The sequence below is a fragment of the Priestia sp. JV24 genome, assembly GCF_025910025.1.
GTDB classification, from domain to species: Bacteria; Bacillota; Bacilli; order Bacillales; family Bacillaceae_H; genus Priestia; species Priestia megaterium.
Map to the genome: position 1 here is coordinate 307,275 of NZ_JAPCIN010000022.1, position 15,444 is coordinate 322,718.

Annotated in this window: 18 protein-coding genes; 7 read left to right on the top strand and 11 right to left on the bottom strand. The window is 37.8% G+C overall.

Annotated features, from left to right (window positions below):
* Positions 1–133: 133 nt before the first annotated feature.
* A complete protein-coding gene (locus tag OK414_RS20835) occupies positions 134–1,099 on the bottom strand; it encodes a bile acid:sodium symporter family protein (protein ID WP_034649437.1) in 966 nt (321 codons plus the stop codon).
* A 290-nt stretch (positions 1,100–1,389) separates the two neighbouring features.
* On the opposite strand from OK414_RS20835, the gene OK414_RS20840 reads away from it, so the two are divergent.
* Positions 1,390–2,496 carry a mechanosensitive ion channel family protein gene (locus OK414_RS20840; protein WP_034649436.1) on the top strand — a complete coding sequence of 369 codons (1,107 nt, stop codon included), beginning with the start codon at positions 1,390–1,392 and terminating at the stop codon, positions 2,494–2,496.
* A 40-nt stretch (positions 2,497–2,536) separates the two neighbouring features.
* On the opposite strand, the gene safA is transcribed toward OK414_RS20840, so the two are convergent.
* From safA to OK414_RS20865, 5 genes are all read right to left on the bottom strand, one after another.
* A complete protein-coding gene (gene safA / locus OK414_RS20845) occupies positions 2,537–3,160 on the bottom strand; it encodes a SafA/ExsA family spore coat assembly protein (RefSeq protein ID WP_080621473.1) in 624 nt (207 codons plus the stop codon).
* 137 nt (positions 3,161–3,297) lie between these two features.
* Positions 3,298–4,662: a hemolysin family protein gene (locus OK414_RS20850; RefSeq protein ID WP_028415084.1), complete on the bottom strand. Its 1,365-nt coding sequence runs from the start codon at positions 4,660–4,662 to the stop codon at positions 3,298–3,300.
* Positions 4,663–5,274: 612 nt separating this feature from the next.
* Positions 5,275–5,505: a hypothetical protein gene (locus OK414_RS20855; protein ID WP_034649433.1), complete on the bottom strand. Its 231-nt coding sequence runs from the start codon at positions 5,503–5,505 to the stop codon at positions 5,275–5,277.
* 114 nt (positions 5,506–5,619) lie between these two features.
* Positions 5,620–6,339, bottom strand: coding sequence for an NAD-dependent protein deacylase (locus OK414_RS20860; RefSeq protein ID WP_034649430.1), 720 nt, complete (start codon positions 6,337–6,339; stop codon positions 5,620–5,622).
* Positions 6,340–6,351: 12 nt separating this feature from the next.
* Complete coding sequence (locus tag OK414_RS20865) at positions 6,352–6,750, bottom strand: universal stress protein (protein ID WP_013058676.1); 399 nt, start codon at positions 6,748–6,750, stop codon at positions 6,352–6,354.
* A 158-nt stretch (positions 6,751–6,908) separates the two neighbouring features.
* Here OK414_RS20865 and OK414_RS20870 point away from each other — a divergent pair, with 158 nt between their 5' ends.
* Entirely contained in the window at positions 6,909–7,052 is a 144-nt protein-coding gene (locus OK414_RS20870) for a hypothetical protein (protein WP_013058677.1), read from the top strand.
* A gap of 26 nt (positions 7,053–7,078) precedes the next feature.
* Here OK414_RS20870 and pfkA read toward each other — a convergent pair whose 3' ends face one another.
* Positions 7,079–8,038, bottom strand: a complete 960-nt coding sequence (pfkA, locus tag OK414_RS20875; RefSeq protein ID WP_013058678.1) for a 6-phosphofructokinase — start codon at positions 8,036–8,038, stop codon at positions 7,079–7,081.
* 345 nt (positions 8,039–8,383) lie between these two features.
* Between pfkA and OK414_RS20880 the strand changes: the two genes are divergently transcribed.
* Both OK414_RS20880 and OK414_RS20885 read left to right on the top strand, forming a co-directional pair.
* On the top strand, positions 8,384–9,061 hold the full coding sequence (locus tag OK414_RS20880; RefSeq protein WP_016765281.1) for a C40 family peptidase: 678 nt from the start codon (positions 8,384–8,386) through the stop codon (positions 9,059–9,061).
* A 139-nt stretch (positions 9,062–9,200) separates the two neighbouring features.
* Positions 9,201–9,743 (top strand): 5' nucleotidase, NT5C type, encoded by a 543-nt coding sequence (locus OK414_RS20885; protein ID WP_016765282.1) that lies wholly within the window; start codon positions 9,201–9,203, stop codon positions 9,741–9,743.
* Between the two features lie 150 nt (positions 9,744–9,893).
* On the opposite strand, the gene OK414_RS20890 is transcribed toward OK414_RS20885, so the two are convergent.
* The 3 genes from OK414_RS20890 to OK414_RS20900 all read right to left on the bottom strand — a co-directional run bounded on the left by OK414_RS20890 (position 9,894) and on the right by OK414_RS20900 (position 11,099).
* On the bottom strand, positions 9,894–10,019 hold the full coding sequence (locus OK414_RS20890; protein ID WP_013058681.1) for a hypothetical protein: 126 nt from the start codon (positions 10,017–10,019) through the stop codon (positions 9,894–9,896).
* A 447-nt stretch (positions 10,020–10,466) separates the two neighbouring features.
* Positions 10,467–10,592, bottom strand: a complete 126-nt coding sequence (locus OK414_RS20895) for a hypothetical protein (RefSeq protein ID WP_016765283.1) — start codon at positions 10,590–10,592, stop codon at positions 10,467–10,469.
* A 102-nt stretch (positions 10,593–10,694) separates the two neighbouring features.
* Positions 10,695–11,099: a secondary thiamine-phosphate synthase enzyme YjbQ gene (locus tag OK414_RS20900; RefSeq protein WP_016765284.1), complete on the bottom strand. Its 405-nt coding sequence runs from the start codon at positions 11,097–11,099 to the stop codon at positions 10,695–10,697.
* A gap of 118 nt (positions 11,100–11,217) precedes the next feature.
* Between OK414_RS20900 and OK414_RS20905 the strand changes: the two genes are divergently transcribed.
* From OK414_RS20905 to OK414_RS20915, 3 genes are read left to right on the top strand one after another with little or no spacing between them, the layout of a single operon-like run.
* On the top strand, positions 11,218–12,648 hold the full coding sequence (locus OK414_RS20905; RefSeq protein ID WP_016765285.1) for a spore germination protein: 1,431 nt from the start codon (positions 11,218–11,220) through the stop codon (positions 12,646–12,648).
* Positions 12,649–12,669: 21 nt separating this feature from the next.
* A complete protein-coding gene (locus OK414_RS20910) occupies positions 12,670–13,773 on the top strand; it encodes a GerAB/ArcD/ProY family transporter (protein ID WP_016765286.1) in 1,104 nt (367 codons plus the stop codon).
* Positions 13,770–14,897 (top strand): Ger(x)C family spore germination protein, encoded by a 1,128-nt coding sequence (locus OK414_RS20915; RefSeq protein ID WP_263045015.1) that lies wholly within the window; start codon positions 13,770–13,772, stop codon positions 14,895–14,897. Before OK414_RS20910 ends, OK414_RS20915 begins: the two co-directional genes overlap by 4 nt.
* Positions 14,898–14,903: 6 nt before the next feature.
* Here the strand turns inward: OK414_RS20915 and OK414_RS20920 are convergent, their stop codons facing one another.
* Positions 14,904–15,272, bottom strand: a complete 369-nt coding sequence (locus OK414_RS20920) for a hypothetical protein (RefSeq protein ID WP_013084654.1) — start codon at positions 15,270–15,272, stop codon at positions 14,904–14,906.
* Positions 15,273–15,444 lie beyond the last annotated feature (172 nt).

The window sequence follows — 15,444 nt, forward strand, 5'->3', positions numbered from 1 at the left end:
GTATGCCACACCGTTCCTTTTTCTAATCGTCTCGTTACCTTGAACGCAGCAAGCGTACAAGCCCCTTATCTCTCCTCATTAAAACAGAGTGCTTACTTTATGATTACTGTGGTTCGTCCCTTGCTTCTTCCATTTATTTTAACGAAATAAACTCAGCGTCTTTTTTCTCGTAATAGTTTTGAACTAAACGCCCTGATAAAGCAGCTAATACCTGCTGAAATAACATCCCCAGCACAACCGGTACAGCAACGGGAGCCGGAAAATAAGATACGGCTAACACGGCTCCGGCGCTAATATTTCTCATGCCTCCGCAAAACGTAAGCGTCACAACTTTTGCTCGATCCCATCTTAGCCATTTGCCAATCATCCAGCTGAAGAAATAACCAGCTGAACTCATTAAAAAGACGATCAGGATAATAAACAGCAGTTTTTTATCAATATGTTTTAAATAAGGTGCAATTACTCCCCCATTTATCATAACCATCACACTTAACCCTATTTTCGAAACAGGTGCCAGCTTTGGTCCTAATGTCTGCTTAATTGTTCCTTTTGTATATTGATTTAAGCACATCCCTAACAAAGATGGAAGGACAATCATAAAACATAAATCTTTGACTAACTTTAGCGCTTCCAAATGCACGGTGTCTCCAACCACCCATAAAAGCGTATAAGGAACGATAAGCGGCGCCAAAAGAGTATCAATTAAAATGATGGATAGCGCAAGAGGAATACTTCCTTTGTAAATCGAGACCCATATAAAACTAGTCACGCCTGTTGGAATAATCGCTGCTAGCAAAAGACCCGTGCTTGTAAATACATCATGTGGAAAAATCACTTGGCCAACGCTCCAAGCCCACGCTGGCATAAAAATATGTAAAACAAACAGGGCCATAATGATTGGAAATGGACGGTGTATCGTGGCATTTAACTGGTGAAAGTTTGAATTCAAACTTCCGGCAAACGTCATTAATGCAAAAAGCCAGGGAATTAAGAAGGCATACTGACTTAATGACGAACCGATAAGAACTCCTATGAGCAAGCTGACCGGCGTAATAAACGGCATCAATTTTTCTAGCATTTTATTTAATTGACTTAACAAAACTTCTCCCTCCAACGAACGTTTTCAATAAATAATAAGATACATTAACGTTTATAATATTATCTATTTATTATACAACTTATTTTCAGACTGTTGTCTGTCTCTTTTATTAAAAAGAGATATATTCATAATTATCACTTAAATAGATTTACGGGTATTTTTATGCTATTTTAATAGGGAAGAAGCTTTTAAAAAGCATGAATTTAGGGTACAGTACATTCTACATAGACATGCTTCAATTGACGGATATAAATGAACTGTAGCACAGTTTTGGTAATTAGGAGGATTGTATGGATTTTTTAAAGTCTCTGTCATCGTTGGATGATTGGAAAAAAATCGTGATTGCGATTGGGATCTTTTTGATCTTTTTGATTCTTCGCAAGCTGTTCACGACTTATTTGTTTAAGTTTATTATTGGTTTTGTCAAAAATAAAAAAATCAATTTAATTACGAGCGTTTTAGAAGCTTTTGAAAAGCCGCTGCGCTGGGTTTTTGTCATTATTGGTTTCAAGCTTGCTCTTCCCTATCTTCCCTTTGATGTTTTAACAGCCGATACGGAAAGACATTTAGTTCGTTCAGCTTCTGTTGGCCTTGCAGGATGGGGCTTGTATAATTTAGCTGCTTCTACCAATTTATTTTTTGCAACGTTTGCCAAAAATTTTGATATCCAAGTGGATCGAATCATCATTCCTTTTATTGAAAAGTTCATCCGCATCGTTGTTGTTATGCTTTCTATCTCCATCATCGCAGAAGAATGGGGTTTTAACGTAAACGGCTTTGTAGCAGGTCTTGGCTTAGGTGGTCTTGCTTTTGCCCTAGCCGCAAAAGACACCGTTAGTAATTTATTCGGCGGAATTGTGATTATTACCGAAAAGCCTTTTACCATTGGAGATTGGATTAAAACACCGAGTGTTGAAGGTGTTGTAGAAGATATTACGTTTCGAAGCACCAAAGTTCGAACGTTCGCTCAAGCAGTGGTAACGGTTCCAAATGCTACTCTTTCTAATGAGCCTATTATTAACTGGGCTAAGATGGGAAAACGTCAAATTGCCTTTCATTTAAACTTGAATTATAATACACCAAAAGAAAAGTTAGAAACCGTAGTGGCAAGAATTAAAAAGATGCTGACTGAGCACGAAGAAATTCACAATGAAACGATTCTGGTTAACTTTGACGGTTTTTATGAATCCAGTCTAAATATCTATCTGTATTTCTTTACAAATACAACCGTTTTCGCTGATTATTTAGATGTAAAAGAAAATATAAACTTCGAAATTATGGACATTCTCGAAGAAGAAGGCGTAGAATTTGCTTTCCCTACGCGCACACTCATCGTTGAACAGGACGGAAAGCTCTCTGGCAATCCAAAAGAATTTCTAGAAAGTGCTCGAAGCTAAAAAAAGCTGACTTAATAGTCAGCTTTTTTTCCTTTCTTTTTTAGTTTGAAATGAACATTTGAGTCCAGTAATGACCGTAGTTTCCGCCTTTAGCGTAACCTACTCCGATTTCGGTAAATTGACTTGATAGTATGTTTTTACGGTGACCTTCGCTATTCATCCATGCGTTAACCACTTCTTTTGGAGTTGCTTGTCCAGCAGCGATATTTTCACCTGCTGTACTGTATGTAATACCAAATTTTTTCATCATGTCGAACGGACTTCCATATGTAGGCGATGTATGACTGAAATAGTTTTTATCAATCATATCCTGCGATTTATAGCGAGCAACGCGAGCTACTTCCCAATTAGATTTTAAAGGTTTAAGCCCTACTTTAGCACGTTCTTGATTCACTAGCTGAACCACTTGCTCTTCGTATGAACTTCCCGCTTTATCTGTTGGTATGGTAATTTTTTGTCCCGGGTAGATCGAATTAGGATTTTTAATAGCAGAGTTCGCTTCAATCAGCTCGGAAACGCCAACCTGATATTTTACTGCTATTTTCCACATCGTATCGCCCGATTGAACGGTATGTACGGTTGCTGCTTGCGCAGTGTTATTAAGACCAAAAGCTAGAGTGACAGACAACAATGTTACTAATAAAAGTTTTGATAGAGTTTTCATACTTTTATTAAAGCAAATTGATTTCAAGATTCATAGCGGTAATATTATCCCATAGTTCCATCATATGACTTTGTCATCTTCCCAGCACGCTTTTTCCATAAGAAAGGCGCATTGCTCTTTTGCAATGCGCCTTTTTGTTACGAAGATAAAGCCTGTGACTGATTCATGTCTGACACATTAACCGCTTCATCCGTGCTTTGATGCACCTGACGTTTTTTGATCACATCAATATATTGAATGTGATGGCCTTCCATTTTCGTAACGGTAAAGTCATACTGATCAAAGCTAAGGCTTTCTCCTTGCTTGACGTCATATTTTTCCGTCAAGACCCAGCCTCCAATTGTATCAACATCCGTATCATCAATTGTTGTGCCAAGCAGCTCGTTAAGCTCACTTACTAATAATTTTCCATCTACAATATAATGATCGGGTTTGACTTTCTGAATTAATGGAAGTTCATCCGCATCAAATTCATCACGAATTTCACCGACAATTTCCTCTAAAATATCCTCTACTGTTACAATCCCTGCTGTTCCTCCGTATTCATCAATTAAAATAGCCATATGGATGCGTTCACGCTGCATCTTAAGCAATAAATCATGAATAGGAATCGATTCAATTACTTCAATAACAGGACGGATATACTGTTTTAAATCTATTTTTTCCTTGCTGTTGTTCATGACAATCTCGGTTAAAATCTCTTTCATATTGACCATTCCAATAATATGGTCTTTATCTCCATCGATGACCGGATAGCGGGTAAACCGCTCTTCTTGGACCATCTCAAGGATGTATTCGACCGTATCTTCCTGGTCAATCGAAACGACTTCCGTACGCGGCACCATAATCTCCTTGGCAACGCGATCATCAAAGTCAAAAATTTTACTTACATATTTAAACTCCGATTGATTGATTTCACCGCTTTTATAGCTTTCTGATAACAAGATGCGAAGCTCTTCTTCACTGTGTGCAAGCTCATTTTCTGAAGCAGGCTTTAGACCAAATAACCCTGTTATTAAACGAGAAGAACTGTTTAATAGCCAAATGAAAGGATAGGTTACTTTATAAAAGAGTATAAGCGGACGAACAAATAATAAAGTGACTTTCTCTGCTTTTTGAATTGCAAATGTTTTCGGAGCAAGCTCTCCGACCACAACGTTTATAAATGTAACAACCGCAAAAGAAATCGCAACAGATAGTACTTTTGTTAAAGCTCCGCTTATCCCTAGTTGATCAAGTAATGGGGAGAGGAGATGCGAAAGTGTAGGCTCTCCTAACCAACCAATTCCCAGCGCAGTAATCGTAATACCAAGCTGACACGCAGATAAGTATTCATCTAAATTTGAAATAACTTGCTTCGCAGCTTTTGCATTGCTGCTCCCTTCTGCTATAAGCTGATCCACTTTGGAACTCCTCACGCGAATAATCGCAAACTCGGTAGCAACGAAAAAAGCAGTTAATGCAATCAGTACCGCTAGTAAAATCAAGTTAAATATGTCCAATCAAGTTCCTTAGCTCGTTTAAAAACGAGTAAGGACTCACCTCCTAAAAAATAAAAAATTTGGATAAAGAACTCTATCCCTGTACTGATCACTTGGAAAAGTGCATATAAGGAGGAATCACATGATAAATGTATAAACATTTTTATATGGAGCAAAACTGCCAGTCTTTCTTCCTTATCTCACGTTTCACTCGTTAATGTAGCAGGTCATTCTTTATTCAGCTGTTCTAGATGTGAAGCAATGGCTCACATCGCTTCATTTCATGATGTTGCTTCAGCGCTGATTCTCTCTTCCATTCATTTATAAAAAATTTAGTAGTTTACAATCTTTATAAAGTTAAAGTCTGTTAACGTCTTAAAAGAGCGATTATGTGATAAAGAGCGATATGCGTGAAGCAAATGTAGGTTTATATAATACTGTATTGTACGCTTTGACACTGGTGCATATAATGCTACTTCGCCAACGTGGTACACTGCCCCATCCAATCACCTCTATTTCCGTATATCTAAAAAGAATAAGGAATAATTATCCTATTTCTTTTTAAACTTATTGACTTTATTTTAAATGTTAAAAACTTTGCAGTCAAACGTTTTAGTTAGTCTCCTGCCCTTGCTATTTACTGGTGCGGCGATTTTTAGCAGGTAAATAAAAGCTTGCTGCTACACAAAAAAAACCAAGAACAAAACAGATAATGGGGAGTTTCATACCTATCGCTTCAGCATAATAAGTGAGACTCCTTCCGTGGATAGGGGCAAGATTCATTTCAAAAATCAAAGTCAAAACAGCTGTCACTTTGAGTGCAATACCAACAATGAATAGACAAACTCTCAAGCCTCCACTCATATGCGCAAACATCCCTTCTATCCATTAGCGAATGGATGATGTACTACACCATATGATACATCCCTACACTTTATCACTAAATGCTAAAAAAGCGCTATGTCCATGCATAGACGCTTATAAATTTGCGACCACTTGTCCAATGGAATCATAGATAACCAAATCAAACAAATAATCGTAATGGGTAGGTTCTTTATTAATCATCACCATATTTGGACGATTGTACCGGCTCACAAGCAGCGGAATTTGATTAATCGGTGCTACTTCAAGCGATGAACCAAGCACGATGAATAAATCAGATGACAGCGCTGCTGTAACTGCTTCATCGAACTGATGAATGGCATCTCCAAAGAGAACAACATTTGGCTTTAAAAGGCGCTCACACGCTGTACACTGTGGGAGAGCTGACTGATTTAAATACGCTAAGTCATACTCTTTTTTACAGCTCGGACAATGAGCTCTCTTAATGGACCCATGAATTTCAAAAACGTTCGTGCTTCCTGCATCTTGATGCAAGCCATCAATATTTTGCGTAATCACATGCACGGTTTTGGCTTCTTCTAGTTCAGCAATAAAGCGATGGCCCGTATTTGCTTTATACTGATGCAGCATTTTAATATGAAAAATTTCTTTAAACAGCGGCCAAAATTCATGAGGATATTGCTCATAGAAGTCAGCAGCTACTATGTCCACAAAGCTTTTATTTTGGCGATATAAGCCATTTTGAGAGCGAAAGTCCGGTATGCCCGACTCTGTGCTCATTCCTGCTCCCGTAAAAAAACAAATGTGTTTAGCATCATCAATGAGCTGTTTTAATTCTTTGTACTGTTTTACCATTGCATTTCTCTCCTATTTAACAATTAGCACAGGAATCGTTACTTGCTGTGCAATCTTAGAACTCACGCTTCCAAGCAGCATGCCTTTTACAGGATTTAAACCTCTGCTTCCTATTACTACAAGGTCAAATGAATTTTGATTAGCAAATTGAATCACTGTTTTAGCCGCGTCTCCGTGCATAAACGTAATCTCATACTCCACGTTTCCTTGCTTTAAAATTTCATCTGTTGTATGTATCCGGCTTTCCCGTTCCTCATCGCGGCTAAGTGATTTTAATCTTGAATCACCCTCTACTGCATAAATAACCTGAATAAAACTGTTTTCCGTCAGCTGAGCCAGCTGAACGGCTTTTTCTGTTGCTTTAGCTGCATGCTCTGAGCCATCTGAGGCAAGTAAAATTCGTTTAAACATCACGCTTCCTCTCCTCTTTTGTAAAATGTTCTTCTCTCTTTACTATATCACTCGCTGTTCAAATGTAATCATTTTTTTGATTATTTCTATAATTTTTAAAATTATTTGTCTACTTTTATGATAAACTGAAAGAAAACTTGTACAGAGGGGATGGAACGATGTTTGGTTTTGAATTAATTTGCACTTTTTGCAAAGGACTCGGAAAGCTAGCCGTTATTCCTGGTATCGGTTACATGAAAACATGCAAACACTGCGAAGGGACAGGGATGCAATCAAAAAAAGACGAAACTCCTTCCATATAAGAAGTTTCGCCTCAGCCATACTGTGATTAGATTGAAAGCTCTTTAGATAAACGGTACATATCAGCATTGATATGGTGAGGTTCACCTAAAATTTCCATAATATCATAATCTACAATTTCATTTTTACGGATACCGATTGCACGACCGCCTTTACCTTCTAGCAGAAGCTCGACTGCACGACCGCCGAAACGGCTTCCTAGCACACGATCTTGAGCAGTTGGGGAACCACCGCGCTGAATGTGTCCTAATACTGTTACACGCGTTTCAATACCTGCTGCTTCATGCAGCTGCTTCGCTACTTCATTACCATTGGCTACACCTTCAGCTACTACGATAATGCTGTGCTTTTTACCGCGCTCTTGTCCTTTTCTCAAACGGTCAACCATTTCTTGGAACTCATCTTTTGCTTCTGGAATAAGGATTGTTTCCGCCCCGCCAGCAAGACCTGACCAAAGAGCAATGTCTCCTGCATTACGACCCATAACTTCAATAATAAACGTACGTTCATGAGAAGTTGCCGTATCACGGATTTTATCAATAGCATCGATAACCGTATGAAGAGCCGTATCAAATCCTAATGTAAAATCTGTTCCTGGAATGTCGTTATCAATTGTTCCTGGGATACCGATACAAGGGAAACCAAGCTCTGTTAGTTTTACAGCTCCCATATATGATCCGTCTCCACCAATAACTACTAAGCCTTCAATACCGTGCTTCTTAAGGTTTTCAATACCTTTTAAACGCCCTTCTTCTGTTTTGAATTCTGGACATCTTGCAGAATAAAGCATAGTTCCGCCGCGTTGAATGATGTCACCAACATCTCCAACTTCTAGCTTTTTAATATTTCCTTCTATTAACCCTTGATATCCTTGATAGATACCGTAAACTTCCATACCTTCATGAATTGCTTTACGCACAACAGCACGAACCGCAGGATTCATACCTGGAGAATCTCCGCCGCTTGTTAATACACCTATTCTTTTCATTACTTTCACCTCATCAAAGTCACATACATGACTACTATATTATAGTTCTACATTTTACCCGAGTTCGAACTTTTTGTGTAGTAATTCACAACATATTTCTTTGTTAAATTTTAAATGTACATACTTTTTCATATCTTTTAGTTATTTACCGTCAAATATTCAAAGTTTTTCTAGCAATATTGCACATCTAAAGAACCCTTTTAGTTACAGCTTTTATAAGACTATATTCACCTTTATATTTCATTTTTTTCATATATGTAATGAAATTGTAACGTAGAACACTGTCGAAAGATGATATGATGAATTTACTCAAATCAGGAAAAATTTTCAGGGGGTACTAGTTTTATGAAAAAAGTAATAGCAGCTCTTACGCTTGCTGGCGTTATTGTTTCTACTAGCCCGATTGTCAGCCAAGCGGCTCTAGGCGACCAAACGCTTCGCCAAGGCATGAATCACCAAGATGTTAAACAACTACAACAAACGTTGAAAAATAAAGGTTATTTTAAAGGGAATACGACTACATACTTTGGGACTGTTACAACTTCTGCTGTAAAATCATTTCAGCGCAAAAATGGACTAGCAGCAGATGGTATTGTCGGAAAGGGAACGTATGCTAAACTAGGCGTTTCAGCAAAGGGTAAATCGCCTTCTAGCTCAGCGCGCTATAACCCTAACGCAGTGATTAACAAAGGAAAACAGTATATGGGCGTTCGATATCGCTGGGGCGGAACAACGCCAAGCGGCTTTGACTGCAGCGGTTTTATTGGCTATGCGTTCAAACATGGAGGCGGGGTTCAACTTCCTCGAACAGTAGCTCAAATTTATCAAAAAGGAACGCGCGTCTCAAGTCCAAAAGCCGGAGATATTGTGTTCTTCCAAACCTATACAAAAGGGCCTTCTCATGCAGGAATTTATTTAGGAAATAACCAGTTTCTTCACTGCTCTTCATCTAAAGGTGTGAGCATCTCTTCTCTAAAAGAGAGCTATTGGAGCAAACGCTATTTAGGTGCTAAAAGAATGTAGTTTCTATAAATGGGGCAAGCTGTGCGATTTTGATGCGGCTTGCTCTTTTTCTGCATGTAAAAGATTTGGTATAGTAGAAGCAGCACATTACATTGCAAAACCAAGCGTGTAGATGAATAATGTAAAGGAAGTTGAATAAATGTACACCCTTTTAATTGACATGGATTCTGTCATTTGTGATCTTATGACAGATTGGCATAACCAATATAACAAAGATTATTGCGACAGCTTATCGGTTGAAAAGTTAAAATGCTGGGAATCAGAAAAGTATGTAAAGCCGGAATGCGGGACAAAAATTTATGACTACCTCGATCAGCCGGGGCTTTTTTTACATTTACAACCTCTGCCTCATGCTGTTGAGGTTCTTAAACGACTTTATGAAAGATTTTCCATTTTAATTGTCACAAGCAGCCGTACCTATGCTTATACAGAAAAAGAGCAGTGGGTTGAAAAACACCTTCCGTTTATCGGAAAATACAATATCGTGTTTACACACCAAAAAGATAAAATATACGGAGACTTGCTATTTGATGATGCACCGCATAATTTGAAGGCTTTTCAAGCTACAGGTCGCCATGCTGTTGCCATGAACTACCCGTATAACGAAGAAGTAAATGTCCCTCGCGTGGACGATTGGCTTCAGTTTGAACAGTACGTAAATACTTATTTTAACGAATGTTAAGCTAAAAAACACGTGGACTTTGTCATCAGAGAACGTATGCAGTGCGTCTGTTAGCATAGCTATAAGCATAAAAAAACCGCCTTTTGGGCGGTTTTTGACGGATAGCCCCCTAAGGGTTATCCGCTTTTTATTTAAAAAAGATATCGTTTTTTAGTACTTATCAGCTGATGAGAAAAAGTCCATAATAGCATGGATAATTTCAACGGACTGAAAAGAAAACAATGATATGGCTGTTAATGAAAAGAAACCAATCATGGCCATACGTACAAGTAACATAGACTAATCGCCTCCCTGTTTTGAACTAAATGAACGCACCCAAAACAATTCGCTATCTGTCTTTGTTTGTACGACGTTTTCGCCAAGCAAAGGCAGCTCATTCACTGCGTGTAACAATGACAATGAATCTTCATCTTTCTCTTAAAGACTAAGCGTATAGTTAGTATATCAAATGAAACTTTTTCTTCAAGGTTATACTAGCGGTAAAAAAGGAAATAGTATGAAACGATGCGTTTTATCTTTATTTCATACAATTCAGTACCCTAATATTTATTATATTAAACTTTTTAAGAAAATTGCTACTATTATATCTTTTTTATAAAAAAGATAGTAAGACATAGCTATATACAGTAAACCTGCGTTCACCCTCACAATGAAAAAAATCCGAACGATTCATCGTTCGGATCCTCTTTCAACTGAAATACTTTTGTTCCGGCCTTCCCCATTTTATCGACACGTACTGTAATACTCGTTGACAATGTCTAAAATAGTTGGGTATTCTTCCACCCATGTAAAATTTGTTTTTTCGTTTTCTTTTTTCACTGTTTCTTGTTCTGCACCGATCTTTTCCATTGTTCAATCTCTCCCTTTAACTGTTATATAACATTTATATTAAATAAATTTTGTTTTATAACAACTTTAAAAAGAAAATTGGACAATGCGTATGAAAAAAAGTTATTGTAGGGATAAAATTTTCACATAATACGTACGAGTCCTTGGTCCATCAAACTCGCAAAAATAAATTCCTTGCCACGTTCCTAGCAGTAGCTGCCCGTCGTGAATGATTATATGCTGAGAGGAGCCGACCGTGCTCGCTTTGAGATGCGCCGCCGTATTTCCTTCCATATGAAGATCTAACTTATGTTCCCAAGGATATACTTCATCGAAGCGTCGGATCATATCGGTTTTTACATCCGGATCCGCATTTTCATTAATTGTTATACCAGCGGTTGTATGAGGACAGTAAACAACTACAGCCCCTTCTTTTAATCCTTCTGTTCTTATTACTGCTTGTACCTGACTCGTGACGTCGATCATTTCGTCGCGCTTATTCGTTTTTAACGTAAATGAATGCAGCATGCCATCACCTCTTTTCTTTACCATAACATATCTTTTCTCTTCTTCCACATTTTTCGCATAACTCGTTTTTACATCGTAAACACTAAGCTCATTAACACAACAGGCGGTGAGTTTACTTATGCTCGATTCAAAATTTCAGCCCAATGCAGACTACACCGTTCAAACGTTTCTAGATTTGGTGGGTCAAAATACAGATGTTGGTTCCAAAAAATTATGGCTGTCTCCCACAAAATATATATGCATTATTTATCTCCAAGGATTAGTAGACGGAGAAAAACTTGATAATCTTACTCAGCATGTTGTTGAGACAAAAGCAAAAAGTGAAACGCAAACACTCGATGACATCGATTCGTTTATTTCTGTCATTAAAGACAAAGAAGTTTATACATACAAGCAAGCGATCTCGTGTTTTTTTAAAGGTCAGCCCTTGCTGTTTATTAGCGAGAGCACCACGGCATACTCATTGAATATGTCTATGACCAAACAGCGCTCTTTAAGTGAACCTACAACAGAAAAAGTAGTGCGTGGCCCTAAAATTGCTCTTATCGAAAACTTAGATGAAAACCTTGGTCTTTTAAGACAGCGTTCTACCGAAGAAGAAATGGTTATTGAAGACATTTATATTGGAAATACAAAGGAACATCGAACAAGTATCGTTTTTCATAATAAACACTGTCAAACTCACATCGTGAATCAAGTCCGAGAGAAATTATTAGACATTCCTTTAGATAACATTCAAGATTCAGGAATGATTGAAGAATTTTTAGAAGAAGCACCTTACTCACCGTTCCCTCAAGTACAAAATACAGAAAGACCGGATCGTGTTCTCGCTGCGGTGAATGAAGGGCGAGTAGCCATTTTAGTAGATGGCTCTCCTTTTGCTCTTTTAGTGCCTACAACTTTCGATATGATTATGAAATCACCCGACGATTATTACGAAAGATGGATAGCTGGTTCGTTGCTAAGATTACTAAGGTACTTGTCTATTTTTATTACCCTATTCTTTTCAGCTATTTATATTTCACTCGTTTCGTTTAACCAAGGTCTGCTTCCGACGGAGCTTGCTATTACTATTGCGGCCACACGAGAAAACGTTCCTTTTTCTCCTTTTATCGAAGCAGTGGTTATGGAAGTGACGCTTGAATTATTACGCGAAGCCGGTCTGCGTCTCCCTACTCCTGTGGGACAAACAGTTGGACTTGTAGGCGGGGTTGTGATTGGTCAAGCAGCAGTGGAAGCCCATATCGTTAGCTCCGTTATGATTATTGTTGTATCTGTATCGGCAATTGCGTCCTTTACCGTTCCTCAGTACGGAATTGGCCTTTCGTTTCGAATTTTGCGTTTCGTCTCTATGATGATTGCAGCAATCTTTGGATTATACGGAGTTACCATGTTTTTTCTTGTTCTCGTCATTCATCTAACCAAGCTCGAAAGTTTTGGCATGGCTTACTTCAAACCGTTTTTTGCGTTAAATAAAAAAGCGTGGAAAGATTCTTATATTCGTCTGCCAAACAAAAGTCTAAAACAGTCTAAAAATAAAGCCAAATAAAACTGACAAAAGGAGGACCATATGGAACAATCACAGTCACAATCAAGCAAGCTTCTTTCAGACTTTTATGCCATTTCAATTATCTCTTCAACCATGCTGGGCGTCGGTTTATTAACACTGCCAAGCAGCATTACAAACCAGACAAATAATGCAGACGGATGGATTGTACTTATTATGGACGGCCTTTTGTTTATTGGAATTGTTCTTTTTTTAGTCTGGATGGTTAAATATTTTACGATTAGCTGTATGTTTGACTTCACGCAAGAAGTAACCGGCAAGCTGATTGGAAATATCTTCAACTTCGCTATAGTCGTTTATTTCACATCTGTAGCAAGTTTTGAAGTAAGAGCTATGGCAGAAATGATCCATTTCTATTTACTGGAAACGATGCCCATTGAGTTAATTATCCTTTCGTTTATTTTGACAGGCGTCTATTTAATCACTGGCGGTATTAATTCTATTGGAAAAGTAATGGCCCTATGTTTTCCTGTAACGGTCATCATTCTTCTTATCTTATATCTTCTTAGTATCGGAATGGTCGATTTAAAAAACTTACAGCCCGTGTTAGCCGATGGATTCAGCCCGCTTCTTGCTGCTTTTACAACCGTCTCTGTTTCCTTTTTAGGGATTGAAACGATTGTATTTCTTCCAAAACATATGAAAAACAAAAATCATTTACGAAAAGTTTCTATCATCGGATTTTCCATTCCTTTACTTTTATATATTATCACTTACGTATTAGTTGTCGGCGCGTTATCCGTTCCGGAGGTAAAAACAACCGTTTGGCCTACGATTGAATTTGTTCAGACGCATGAAGTAAAAGGAATTTTCTTTGAGAGGCTTGAATTATTTTTACTTATTGTCTGGCTTCTTCAGTTTTTTTTAACCTTTGTAATGTATTTCTTTTTAGCTGTTTCAGGATTTAAAAAGATTTTCAAAAACCGATCAACTACTAATATTATCTTTCTTGTGCCCGTTTTATTTATGAGCTCTTTAGCGCCCAAAACAGCAAGCGACGTGTCACATTTTTCAACGGTATTAGGCTGGGCATTTTTAGTGACATTTTTAGTTATCCCTCTTTTTTTCAGCATGTTAATGAAAATAAAAAAGGTTGTGTTCAAATGACGAAAAAATGTCTTCCTGTCATGATGACCATTTTTTTATTATGCGGCTGTGTGAGCCATCGAAATATTGAACAACTTGCTCTTGTTATAGGAGTGGCAATGGATATTACATCGAAAATCGAACCAAAAACGGGAAAAAATCAACTTGTGCTGACTCATCAAACGTTAACCGAAACGGAATCCGGAAATATGTCTTCTTCCATTCCATACAAAAACATTACAACAGCTGGTCCTACTATTCATGAAATCACGCGAAATATTTCGCTGAAATCTGATCCTATATACAGCCAGCATCAGCGAGCACTTTTAATAGGAGAAAAAGCGAGCAAGACCATCCCTCTGGATGCGCTTATCAATCAGTTTGTCCGTGATAATGAAATACGGCGCAGCAGCCTTGCGTTTGTTACAAAGGGCGATGCTAAAAACGTTTTAACGATTCAAGGAATGTCTGTACCGCCTGTAAACTTAATTTACGAGCTTGTTTCCAATAAATTCAAAACGAATAAAATTTTAAATCCCCTAACAATGGGAGAGCTATCGGCCAAGTTAAAAACCGATCAAAGCTTTTTAATACAGCGGCTTTCTAAAATTAAAAATAGTGTTGAACTAGACGGTGCCGCGATCATCAAAGATAAAAAAGCAAAATTCATCTTAACTCAGCACCAAGTGGAGGCTTTAACGTGGTTAACGGGGAATATTAAAGGCGGAATTATTTACGGCAAACACGGGCCATACCCCTTTTCCTATGAAATTGGAGATGTTCAGCAAGATGTGAAGGCTCGGATTGATTCAAGTCACTCCGTTCATTTTGACATCAACGTTCAAACAAGCGGCAGGCTATCAGAAGATTGGGAGACTTCAAAACAGGCTCTTGCCGCCTCTAATGTAAAGAACACCGAAAAAAAAATAGAAAAAATCATTCGAAAAGACGCAGAAAAAACACTCCGCTTACTGCAAAACAACTACAAAGCTGATGTGATTGACCTGCATGATTACGTACGAATTCATTATCCTCATTTTTGGAAAAAACATCAGCATGAATGGGATGAAATATTTAGCCAGTCGACCATCGACTATCATGTTCATGTTCAAATTAAAGATTTCGGGACACAGGGCAGGGATTAGCTCTTATCACTCAACGCCAGCTTCAGTCAGCTCTTTTTTCTTTAGTTCCATAATCGTGAACTTATCGGTATAGTTTTTGCTGACGAACAGCTGGCGTTCATTGTCGTTATTAAAATAAAATTTTTTATCATCTTGATATTGAAAATTCACTTTTTTCTTTTTCATTTGTTTAATAAACGTTAAGTAGTCATCTGAATGAATGAGATACCTTTTAGGCTTATCCGATATTTGCACAACGTCTTCACCCGAAGATTTTAATTTTACAATACTCCATGCAATGGGAAGAGGATTACCTTCTTGAAAGATCGTTTTGTGAAAAATGAGCACAAAGAAAGCAGCTGTAATAATTGAAATAAGAACAAGCTGTTTTTTCACCGTATATCATCCTTTCTTCACGTCGTTACTACGTTAAGTAATACGACAGGCGTATGAAAAAACCTGTTCATCCGCAAAGGTTGTGTAAAGAAATAATGCAAAATCAACAAAATATAACAGTTTGGTTACCTTTTGATTAAATAACATTACTTCTTTACAAATTTAGCTAATC

Excerpts from the sequence above, each read along its gene's own strand:
- OK414_RS20865 (WP_013058676.1), bottom strand. The coding sequence starts at position 6,750 with ATGTTTAAACGAATTTTACTTGCCTCAGATGGCTCAGAGCATGCAGCT.
- OK414_RS20840 (WP_034649436.1), top strand. The coding sequence starts at position 1,390 with ATGGATTTTTTAAAGTCTCTGTCATCGTTGGATGATTGGAAAAAAATC.
- OK414_RS20915 (WP_263045015.1), top strand. The coding sequence starts at position 13,770 with ATGACGAAAAAATGTCTTCCTGTCATGATGACCATTTTTTTATTATGC.
- OK414_RS20900 (WP_016765284.1), bottom strand. The coding sequence starts at position 11,099 with ATGCTGCATTCATTTACGTTAAAAACGAATAAGCGCGACGAAATGATC.
- OK414_RS20860 (WP_034649430.1), bottom strand. The coding sequence starts at position 6,339 with ATGGTAAAACAGTACAAAGAATTAAAACAGCTCATTGATGATGCTAAA.
- safA (WP_080621473.1), bottom strand. The coding sequence starts at position 3,160 with ATGAAAACTCTATCAAAACTTTTATTAGTAACATTGTTGTCTGTCACT.
- OK414_RS20855 (WP_034649433.1), bottom strand. The coding sequence starts at position 5,505 with ATGAGTGGAGGCTTGAGAGTTTGTCTATTCATTGTTGGTATTGCACTC.
- OK414_RS20870 (WP_013058677.1), top strand. The coding sequence starts at position 6,909 with ATGTTTGGTTTTGAATTAATTTGCACTTTTTGCAAAGGACTCGGAAAG.
- OK414_RS20910 (WP_016765286.1), top strand. The coding sequence starts at position 12,670 with ATGGAACAATCACAGTCACAATCAAGCAAGCTTCTTTCAGACTTTTAT.
- OK414_RS20905 (WP_016765285.1), top strand. The coding sequence starts at position 11,218 with ATGCTCGATTCAAAATTTCAGCCCAATGCAGACTACACCGTTCAAACG.
- OK414_RS20880 (WP_016765281.1), top strand. The coding sequence starts at position 8,384 with ATGAAAAAAGTAATAGCAGCTCTTACGCTTGCTGGCGTTATTGTTTCT.
- OK414_RS20885 (WP_016765282.1), top strand. The coding sequence starts at position 9,201 with ATGTACACCCTTTTAATTGACATGGATTCTGTCATTTGTGATCTTATG.
- pfkA (WP_013058678.1), bottom strand. The coding sequence starts at position 8,038 with ATGAAAAGAATAGGTGTATTAACAAGCGGCGGAGATTCTCCAGGTATG.
- OK414_RS20895 (WP_016765283.1), bottom strand. The coding sequence starts at position 10,592 with ATGGAAAAGATCGGTGCAGAACAAGAAACAGTGAAAAAAGAAAACGAA.
- OK414_RS20890 (WP_013058681.1), bottom strand. The coding sequence starts at position 10,019 with ATGTTACTTGTACGTATGGCCATGATTGGTTTCTTTTCATTAACAGCC.